Genomic DNA, 9826 nt, shown 5'->3' with positions numbered 1-9826 from the left:
GGTTCGAACCAGCTAGAACGAATCTGTAACAAATAGTGAACGGCCGCCAGCAAGCCAATGAAATAAACCAGTTTGTGCAACTTCTTCCAGTTACGCTTAAGGCGGCGCTGCCATTTCTTAGTAGAAGTAACAGTCAGAGGAACCAACAGCAGCCAGGCAAGCATTCCTACCAACAGATAAGGACGATCAACAATTTCCTTGCCCAGCTCCTGCCATTGCCATTCCAACAGGAAAGCAAAATAAGCCAGTAAATGAAGCGTCGCATAGAAGAATGCAAACAAGCCCAACATACGTCGATGCACCAGCAGCCACTTCTGCTTCAGTAAATCTTTAATGGGCGTCACTGCTAAAGCGATTAACAGAAAATTAAACGCCCAGGTGCCGGTAAACCAGACAATCTCTTTCCCCGGTTCTGGCCCGAGAATATCCCATTCACCTGACTGCAGACGCACTACCGCCTGCAACAGATAAAAGAAAGGCGTCATCGACACCAGGAAGATGGCAATACGCCGCAAGGTAACAAGCATATGAATTTCAACCTACCTATTAATAGAACTTACGCAGGTTCATTCCAGAATACATAGCGGCTACCTCTTCTTCGTAGCCATTAAACATCTGGGTCTCGATACGATTCGGCTTAAACAAGCCAGAAGGTAAACGACGTTCACGCGCCTGGGACCAACGCGGATGATCGACTTCCGGATTCACATTGGCATAGAAGCCGTATTCACTTGGAGCAAGTTCTGCCCAGGTAGTCTTAGGCATTTCTTCAACAAAGCGGATTTTGACGATCGACTTAATGCTCTTAAAGCCATACTTCCAAGGCACAACCAGGCGGAACGGTGCACCATTCTGATTCGGTAACACCTCACCATATAAACCTACCGCCATCAGAGTCAGCGGATTCATTGCTTCATCCATCCGCAAACCTTCGACATAGGGCCAATCAATCGTGGAAAAAACAGAACGCTGACCCGGCATTTGCTTCGGATCATGCAAGGTTGTGAACTCAACGTATTTGGCTGAGGACAATGGCTTGAAACGCTTCAGCAGTGCCGATAACTCAAAACCAATCCACGGAATCACCATTGACCAGGCCTCTACACAACGAAGGCGGTAAATACGTTCTTCCAGATCCACCTGACTCAGGATGTCTTCTAGAGTGAATTTACCTTTAACTTCACATTCGCCATCAATTTCGACCATCCAGGGATCAGTCTTAAACTTCGAAGCATATTTATAAGGATCGTCCTTACCTGTGCCGAACTCGTAGAAATTGTTGTATTGGGTAACATTCGAATAAGGCGTCAGACTTTCACCTTTTCCCCACTTAGTCTCTTTGGCTGCAGCAACCTGCTTTGCCAACCATTCTGGTCTCTGCTTGCGGGTTGATTCATGGGTTTGAATAGCCTGAGCGGGTAACGCAGCAGCTGCGATGGATAAAGCAGCAGTTTGGCCAAGGAATTGGCGACGGTTGAGGTAACTACTGTGGGAAGTAATTTCAGACGGCAAAACGTCTGACTTTTTCTTGCGATTAATGATCATGCCGATATTCCTGTCCAACTCTGCCAGTTTATTCTGGCCCACCACTGAAGTGGCTTGTTATTTACGTATTGTAGTTAACAGAGTTAGACAGGTTATCGCTAAAAAATTCAGTTCGCCTGTTTTTTATTTTTCAGACGAGTCCAGGCTTCATATGCAGGGCCGGATAAGGCATAACCCATAAACACACCCAGCAGTACTTTGGCTGGGTCAATAGAAACCACGACAAACACCATAACGACGGCCAATAATGCAACGAAAGGTACCTTGCCTTTCAGATCCAGACCTTTGAAGCTGTGGTAACGGAAGTTACTCACCATCAATAAACCCGCACCCGGAACAATCAACGCCATTAACCAGGCAATGTCAGCACCTGCGGTGCCGGTCTCACTGAAAGCCCAAACCGTACCAGCTACAATCGCAGCTGCCGCAGGACTGGCCAGGCCGGTGAAGAAGTTCTTATCTGCCACTGCCAGCTGAGTATTAAAACGTGCTAAACGCAACGCTGCACCCGCAACATAAATAAAGGCAGCAACCCAGCCCACTTTCCCTAAACTCTGCATCGACCAACTGAAAGCCACTAACGCCGGAGCCACACCAAAGGAAACCATATCCGCCAAACTGTCGTACTCGGCACCAAAGTCACTCTGGGTATTGGTCAAACGAGCAACTCGACCGTCCAGACCGTCAAGAATCATGGCAATAAAAATCGCGATTGCAGCGTTTTCAAAATGGCCATTCATACTGGCCACAACAGCGTAGAAACCTGAAAACAGTGCACCTGTGGTGAACAGGTTTGGTAATAAATAGATACCTTTACGACCAGGCCACTTAGCTGGCTTATCAGCGCCCTGAGGCTGGCTGTCTTGCGCGTTATCAGTCAAAGGAACAACCTTATTATCTTCTTGGTTCATTCTTAACTCATCAGAAATACATTTTTACCACTGCATTATGGAGTATTACAGGGCTGCTGTCTTCCATAACGCCTGCAACAATGTCTCCTGCATTCGTTGCGTTTTAGCGCATAGTCCAACAGCAAAGGGCTCCAGCTCAGGCTGAACCGCTAACACCCGCACCCTCGCTGCCATCGGACTGTTCTTTAATACCAACTCCGGCACCACACCAACTCCGGCCCCCAACGCCACCATACTGACAATAGCCTCATGACCAGAAACCTGAGCATAAATATTCGGTTGAATATCACGAGCTGCAAACCAGTGATTCACCCGAGTGCGCGCCAAACCAGTCTCCGACAGCACCATCGGCACCGTCGACCAATCAATTTCGGCCTGGTTCAGTTGGGAAATGGTTGTGGTGTTTTTCGGCGCTATAAAAAGAAGCGGCGACGGCATAATGGTTTTAAACGTCAGCTCCTCACTGAGCTGCTCCGGACGGGCAGCAACCACAATGTCGGCTTCACCATTCTCGACCTTGAGAATCGACTCAGCCGCATCACCGGTATGAATATGCAGATCGACCAGCGGGTAGCGCTCACGAAAGCGCGCCAGTAAATCTGCCAGAAAGCTGTAACTGGCGGTTACCGAACAGAATAACGTCAACGACCCTTGCAGATCGCTCACCTCCCCGGATACTGAACTCTTCAGCTGTTGCCAATCGGATAAGGTACTTTCAGCGTGGCGCTTAAACAGCTCACCGGCATTGGTTAGCGACAATGGTGAGGTTTCACGTACTAATAAAGTGGCGCCCACTTCTTCTTCCATACGAGCTAAACGTCGGCTCAGCGTTGATGGGCTCATATGTAGTTCTTCGCTGGCCTTACCTAAATGAAGGTGTGAGCACAGGCTAAGAAATGATTGCAGGTCTTTGTAATCCACGATTTCCTCACAGTTAATCCTGATTGCATTGGATAAAACGGCCAGCGGCTTGGGCTGCATGGATGCAGCGCGAGAGCCTACAGGGATGTACTTGCGGCGTTCGCTGAAGTTTTATGCGGTGAAATCAGCGAACCACTGGAGCTCTGAAAACAATGTTGAAGTACCACCCTGGTTCCATTGCAAAAAACGCAACACCATTCCGCAAATATAGCATTTTACGCAACACCCTTCTTCTTCTATTATTCGCACCGATTTGATTTTGTTCATCGGAAGGCATCCGGTGGATTCACTCTACTAATTGGAGAACCTGTCATGGGTGAGAACTATTTCAATACGCTGAACCTGCGTCAGCAACTGGACCAGCTGGGTCGTTGTCGTTTCATGGACCGTGAAGAATTCGCAAACGGTTGTGAAGTTCTGAAAGGTAAAAAAGTTGTTATCGTTGGTTGTGGTGCTCAGGGCCTGAACCAGGGTATGAACATGCGCGATTCTGGTCTGGACGTTTCTTACGCTCTGCGCCAGGCAGCCATCGATGAAAAGCGTCAGTCTTTCCTGAATGCTTCTGAAAACGGTTTCACCGTTGGTACTTACGAAGAACTGATCCCAACTGCAGATCTGGTTTGTAACCTGACTCCAGACAAGCAGCACACCAGCGTTGTAGAAGCAGTAATGCCACTGATGAAGCAAGGTGCAACTCTGGGTTACTCCCACGGTTTCAACATTGTTGAAGAAGGCATGCAGATCCGTGAAGACTTAACTGTAATCATGGTTGCTCCTAAGTGCCCGGGTTCTGAAGTACGTGAAGAATACAAGCGTGGCTTCGGTGTACCAACTCTGATGGCTGTTCACCCAGAGAACGATCCAGAAGGTAAGGGTCACGACCAAGCGAAAGCATGGGCTTCTGCAACTGGCGGCGACCGCGCTGGCGTTCTGGAATCTTCTTTCGTTGCCGAAGTTAAGTCTGACCTGATGGGTGAGCAAACTATCCTGTGTGGCATGCTGCAAACCGGCGCCATCCTGGGCTTCGAAAAAATGGTTGAAGACGGTATCGACGAAGGCTACGCAGCCAAGCTGATCCAATACGGTTGGGAAACTGTTACTGAAGCACTGAAGTACGGCGGCATCACTAACATGATGGATCGTCTGTCTAACCCAGCTAAGCTGGTTGCTTTCGACATGGCAGAAGAGCTGAAAGAACTGATGCGTCCTCTGTTCCGTAAGCACCAGGACGACATCATGACTGGTCACTTCTCCAAGACCATGATGGAAGACTGGGCCGCTGGCGATGCGAACCTGCTGAAATGGCGTGAAGAAACGGCAGAAACCGGCTTCGAAAAAGCTCCGGCTTCTGACGTTGAAATCGACGAGCAAGAATACTTCGATCACGGCGTAATGCTGGTTGCTATGGTTAAAGCGGGCGTTGAGCTGGCATTCGAAACCATGGTTGAGTCTGGCATCGTTGAAGAGTCTGCTTACTACGAGTCTCTGCACGAAACTCCACTGATCGCTAACACCATCGCTCGTAAGAAACTGTACGAGATGAACGTTGTTATCTCTGACACTGCAGAATACGGCTGCTACCTGTTCGCTCACGCTGCAGTGCCTCTGCTGCGCGAGAAGTTCATGCCACACATCTCTACTGATGTTATCGGTAAAGGCCTGAACCTGAAGTCTAACTCTGTCGACAACGCTCGCCTGATCGAAGTAAATGATCTGGTTCGTAACCACCCTGTTGAGTGGGTTGGTCAGGAGCTGCGTGGCTACATGACTGATATGAAGCGTATCGTAGAAGCTTCTAAGTAATAAGCTACTGCTGATACAGCCTGCGCCGAAAACTGCTCCCAGCGTTTTCGGCGTACCGTCCATCCATGGACTTAAATCCCCGACAGATCGAATCTGCCGGGGATTTTTTATGCTTGCCTTCAAATAATGACTTATATATAAATAGCCGGTTCTTTTATCTACTCGCAACAAGGATGTAAAAATGACAGAGATCACAGCAGAATCTGCCGCCTCCAAAACTGTCCCTATCGAATTCTCTGGCCAGAAAATGGAGTACACCAAACTTTGGCTGGTTAATATGCTGCTAACCATTATTACTTTTGGTATTTACAGCGCCTGGGCAAAAGTACGGAATACCCAATATCTGTATGGTCACACTCAGGTTGATGGTCATCGTTTACGCTATCTGGCAACACCCATTCAGATTTTGCGCGGTCGTATTATTGCTGTAGCTTTATTTGGCACATATGCCTTACTCAATAGCCTCAACCCGTTAGCAGGCGTGGCAGCAATTTTAGTGTTATTGGGTGCGATGCCTTGGTTGTTAATTCAGGGAATTAAATTCTCACTGCGAATGACAGCCTATCGTGATGTTCGCTTCTCATTTCATGCGACCTACTCCAATGCACTGGGCTATTTTTTCCTGCTGCCATTGGCTGCTGTATTAACATTTGGCTTGGCAATGCCATGGGCACTGCAAAAAGTGCATAAATACATACATGAAAATATTTCTTATGGAGGCAAACGATTCAAGTTAGATTCACGTGTAGGCCATTACTACATGATTATGTTTGTTGTAGCAGGCACAATAATCTTCGCGATGCTGGCAATTCTCGCAGTATTCGGCGTACTGGGAGTTGGTGCTAAATTTGCCGCCGGGACAGGCTTAGAAGGCAATAGTGAAGCGGTTGATATTATCGTCCTTTCCATGCTTCTGGGATTTTACTTCATCAATTATCTAGTCGCGGCCATCGTTCAGAGCATGATTCGCAACCATATTATGAATAACCTGAAACTTGAAAGCGTCGTATCTTTTAATTCAGACATCCGTATTCCTGCTTTTGTATGGTTGAACTTCTCAAACGCACTTCTGATTATATTTACCCTGGGGCTAGGTTACCCGGCTACCAAGATTCGCAAAAATGCATTCTTAGCTGCTGCCACTCAAGCGAATATTGAACCCGGTATCGAAAGCCTGATGAATACGGTTTCCGATCAGGATTCCGCAATTGGCGAGGAAGCAGCAGGTTTATTTGATGCTGACTTTTCCCTGACATAGTTATGAAACAGATCACGGGAATGTATCAGTGGGGTGGCGAGGCACGAAGCCTTGCTGCCACCGCTTTTATCTCTGATGACCATATCAGTATTCAATCCAATGAAGGTGAGCACCTGAATCAATGCCTGAATGAACAAGCAAAATTCAGCGACGCGATTCCAGGATTACCTGTTGATCTGATCTTTAATAATAACGATCGCTTTATACCCGATAACCCTCAATTCCGCTGGTCTGCGCAAAAAAGCGGACAACGCATTCCAGAATTACTGGAGCGCAACTGGTTAACGGTTGTTATCGCACTCATTCTGGTACCAGGTTTTGTCTGGCTGATGATTAATAAAGTTATCCCAGGCGCGAGTGAAGCTGTTGTACCGCTTATTCCAGACCGCGTTGTTGCTGAGTTATCAGAGCAGACGCTGGCGGTAATTGATAAAATTCATCTGGATGAATCAAAGCTCAGTAATGAACGTCAAAAAGCTATTACTGATCAATGGAACCAGGTTCTTAATCAGCTGGCCCTGCCACCTGACCAGTACACACTGAAGTTCCGCTCTTTTTCCGCCGGCCCAAATGCCTTTGCCCTACCCGACGGCACCGTTATCATCACCGATCAGATTGTCGAACTGACAGCAGACAAGCCCGATGTGCTTACATCAGTATTGCTGCATGAAATCGGCCATGTACATCATCAGCACGGCATGAAACTGGCCACCCAATCCGTCGCAACCAGTGTATTGTTTGCCATGATGTTTGGCGACATCGAAGGCGCGGGTGAAGTTGTATTAGGTACAGGTACCGCACTGATGCAAAGCGCTTTCTCTCGGGATATGGAAAGTGAGGCTGATACCTACGCCTTTAAGCAATTAACCGCACTGGGAATGAGTCCGGAATTATTTGCTGAAGCGATGGAGCGGTTACAGCAAGCACACGAAACTGATTTGCCTGAATCGGAGTGGCTCGACTATCTGAGCTCACATCCAGACACACAGGAACGTATTGAGCGGGCAAGACAGTTCTGACCTGCACCAATGTTTTGCACAGAACAGCCACCTGATCTAGCGTTAAAACACAGGTCGGATCAGGTTTTTCCATGCAGAGCATAAAAAGAAGTATCAGCTTTCTGTTTCTCAGCCTGTGGCTGCTGACACCATCAAGCCAGGCACAGGACGTGATCACCATCAGCAGCGGTGAGTGGCCACCCTATATCTCGCAACAACTGCCTCACTACGGCGTCACTTCTCAGATCGTCAGCGAAGCCTTTGAACAAGTTGGTGTAACGGTGAAATACGAGTTTCTGCCGTGGAGCCGGGCACTCGAAGCAGCAAGAGCTGGTGAACTCGATGCATCACTGGGTTGGGCAATCACCGAAGAGCGCAAACAGGATTTCTGGTTTTCTGAACAACCCATCTCAACCGAAACAACAGTGCTTTTTTATCACAAAGATTCGCCACTGAAGTGGGGAGAAGTCTGGCGCGAGAATCTGCTTAAGCCATATCGTGTCGGCGGTACTCTGGGTTATGAATACGGTGAAAAATTCGATAACAAAGAAAAAGAGGGCCACTTTCTGATTCGTCGTTACAACGAAGACAAGCTTGGTTTTCGGTTCCTGCTGAAAAAGCAGATCGACTTTTTCCCCATTGATTTAACGGTTGCCAGACACATCCTAAAGCAACACTTTCCACTGCAACAAAATCAGTTCGGTTATATCGAAGAGCCACTCTACGTTGCCGAGCTCTACTTGTTAATCTCGAAAAAAACACCACAAAGCATCCGCTTCAAGCAACGCTTTGATGAAGGTATGAAACGTCTGCAAGCCTCCGGACGCCTGGCCGAACTGAAGAAATAAATTAACTTTCCAGCCCATCTGGTGGTTGGTCATGCTTTCTTTCAGCCATAAAAAAACCGCGATACCGAATCGGTATCGCGGCAAAGAATGATCAGGACCTCGCCAAACAAATATCCTGATCACTGACTCTGAAAAGTCATGTCAGAACTGAATCATTCACCTTCTTTATGATCGTGAGACTCGCCTTCTTTGTGATTGTGGCCATCTTCACCATGATCCTGATGTTCGCCCGCAGCACCAACCCAGGCCAGTTTTGACGGTTTGAATGTCAGTGCAATACGCTCTTTCACTTCTTTTTCCGCTAAATCCACCACAACGATCTGCTTCGCAACAGCATCAACCACGAATACTTCGTCGCTGTCCGGGCTTACCGCCATTTGTACGCTATCGTGGCCTGTGAATTCAGGAATGGTTTCCAGAACTTTAATTTTGGCAGTACGCTCAAACGCATGCTCCTCTTCACTTTCTTCAGCAGCTGCGGCTTTGGTTTCTGCTTTGGCTTCACCTTCATGATCGTGCTCTTCATGAACCGACAGAACGTGCAGCGTACCGGTGTCATCCAGTACCAGCATCGCTTTGCCTTCGTCGTCCATGATGGCGGCGTGTTTTTTCGCACCTTCGCCTTCGCTCCAGTCCACCAGCTCAATTTCGTTGTCTTCCAGATGGATAGCGTACAACGCGCTTGAAGCCCAGCCCGCGACAACGTGACCATCGGCATGACCGGTAAAGCTACCGATGCGGCCAGTCATACCTGCCGGATTGGCAATGTTCGAGGCAGTGAAGTTTTCACCAGACTGTTTAACAACCAGAACGCTATCAGCACAGCCAAATACGCTGGCTTCTTCAGTGGAGAAGCTGCCGTGTAACTTGTCACAGTTTGCGTTTGCTAACTCTTCTTTTTCGAAAGCGTTATCGTGGAAGTGATACAGCTCAACTGCAGATGGCAAAACATCATTATCAGCCGCTTCCGGAGCACGGTAGGTGGTCAGAACGAAGTCACCACGAGGCTCGGCGGTACCGTGCATATTGTTGTTTAACTGCAGCTCACGCTCTTCGTTATGACCAATGGCTTCGTCGTCCAGGGTAATAACTTTCGACGCAGTACCTTTCACACCATCAAAGAAATATGCCGCGTATTTTTCGTTATGACGAAAATGCGTTGGATTGGTACCCGTCAGGGTTTTGTTGATTAATTGCGGGTCGTTTTCACTCAAATCAAAGTGATCATCGTGAGGAACCAGATATAAACCGCCATCAATAATCTGAACCTGGTCATCCTGGCTAACCAGACCATAACGGTATTGAGGTGAGGCATTCAGTGCTTTCGCAGCAGAGTTCAGCGTAATGGTTTCCAGCACACTGCCGCCTTTTGGATTAATCACCGACACCGTTGCGTTTTCTGCATCTGCAACCAGTAAACGACCGGAAGTTTCGACACCTTCACGAGTCTGCGCAGGTTTGTTATCACTGCTGTCTTTACAGCCGGTTAATGCCGCAGTCAGCACCAGTGCTGATAAAACGGATTTTTTAAATTGCATAAAT

9 protein-coding genes (1 of these 9 cut by a window edge) are annotated in these 9826 nt (G+C 47.9%); 4 read left to right on the top strand and 5 right to left on the bottom strand.

Annotated features, from left to right (window positions below):
* From ACOQOZ_RS17025 to ilvY, 4 genes are all read right to left on the bottom strand, one after another.
* Window positions 1–527, bottom strand: partial view of a sulfite oxidase heme-binding subunit YedZ gene (locus ACOQOZ_RS17025; protein WP_420589350.1) — the 5' portion only. 94 nt of this gene lie to the left of the window's left edge; the window shows 527 of its 621 coding nt (coding positions 1–527); it begins with the start codon at window positions 525–527; its stop codon lies beyond the left edge, outside the window.
* Between the two features lie 19 nt (window positions 528–546).
* A complete protein-coding gene (gene msrP / locus ACOQOZ_RS17020) occupies window positions 547–1545 on the bottom strand; it encodes a protein-methionine-sulfoxide reductase catalytic subunit MsrP (RefSeq protein WP_420589349.1) in 999 nt (332 codons plus the stop codon).
* Window positions 1546–1652: 107 nt separating this feature from the next.
* The gene (gene pssA / locus ACOQOZ_RS17015) at window positions 1653–2456 is read right to left on the bottom strand and encodes a CDP-diacylglycerol--serine O-phosphatidyltransferase (RefSeq protein ID WP_420589348.1); all 804 of its coding nucleotides are present in this window, start codon (window positions 2454–2456) and stop codon (window positions 1653–1655) included.
* A 45-nt stretch (window positions 2457–2501) separates the two neighbouring features.
* Window positions 2502–3437, bottom strand: coding sequence for an HTH-type transcriptional activator IlvY (gene ilvY, locus ACOQOZ_RS17010; protein ID WP_420589347.1), 936 nt, complete (start codon window positions 3435–3437; stop codon window positions 2502–2504).
* Window positions 3438–3689: 252 nt separating this feature from the next.
* Here ilvY and ilvC point away from each other — a divergent pair, with 252 nt between their 5' ends.
* The 4 genes from ilvC to ACOQOZ_RS16990 all read left to right on the top strand — a co-directional run bounded on the left by ilvC (window position 3690) and on the right by ACOQOZ_RS16990 (window position 8284).
* The gene (gene ilvC, locus ACOQOZ_RS17005) at window positions 3690–5180 is read left to right on the top strand and encodes a ketol-acid reductoisomerase (protein WP_420589346.1); all 1491 of its coding nucleotides are present in this window, start codon (window positions 3690–3692) and stop codon (window positions 5178–5180) included.
* A gap of 181 nt (window positions 5181–5361) precedes the next feature.
* Window positions 5362–6438 carry a YjgN family protein gene (locus ACOQOZ_RS17000; protein WP_420589345.1) on the top strand — a complete coding sequence of 359 codons (1077 nt, stop codon included), beginning with the start codon at window positions 5362–5364 and terminating at the stop codon, window positions 6436–6438.
* A 2-nt stretch (window positions 6439–6440) separates the two neighbouring features.
* Window positions 6441–7457 carry a M48 family metallopeptidase gene (locus tag ACOQOZ_RS16995; protein WP_420589344.1) on the top strand — a complete coding sequence of 339 codons (1017 nt, stop codon included), beginning with the start codon at window positions 6441–6443 and terminating at the stop codon, window positions 7455–7457.
* A 71-nt stretch (window positions 7458–7528) separates the two neighbouring features.
* The gene (locus ACOQOZ_RS16990) at window positions 7529–8284 is read left to right on the top strand and encodes a substrate-binding periplasmic protein (RefSeq protein WP_420589343.1); all 756 of its coding nucleotides are present in this window, start codon (window positions 7529–7531) and stop codon (window positions 8282–8284) included.
* Between the two features lie 152 nt (window positions 8285–8436).
* On the opposite strand, the gene ACOQOZ_RS16985 is transcribed toward ACOQOZ_RS16990, so the two are convergent.
* Window positions 8437–9822: a hypothetical protein gene (locus tag ACOQOZ_RS16985; protein WP_420589342.1), complete on the bottom strand. Its 1386-nt coding sequence runs from the start codon at window positions 9820–9822 to the stop codon at window positions 8437–8439.
* Window positions 9823–9826 lie beyond the last annotated feature (4 nt).

It is taken from the genome of Bacterioplanoides sp. (genome assembly GCF_965219715.1).
Lineage (GTDB): Bacteria > Pseudomonadota > Gammaproteobacteria > Pseudomonadales > Oceanobacteraceae > Bacterioplanoides.
Note: the sequence above shows the minus strand (reverse complement) of the source record. Positions and strands in the feature narration are given on the sequence as shown.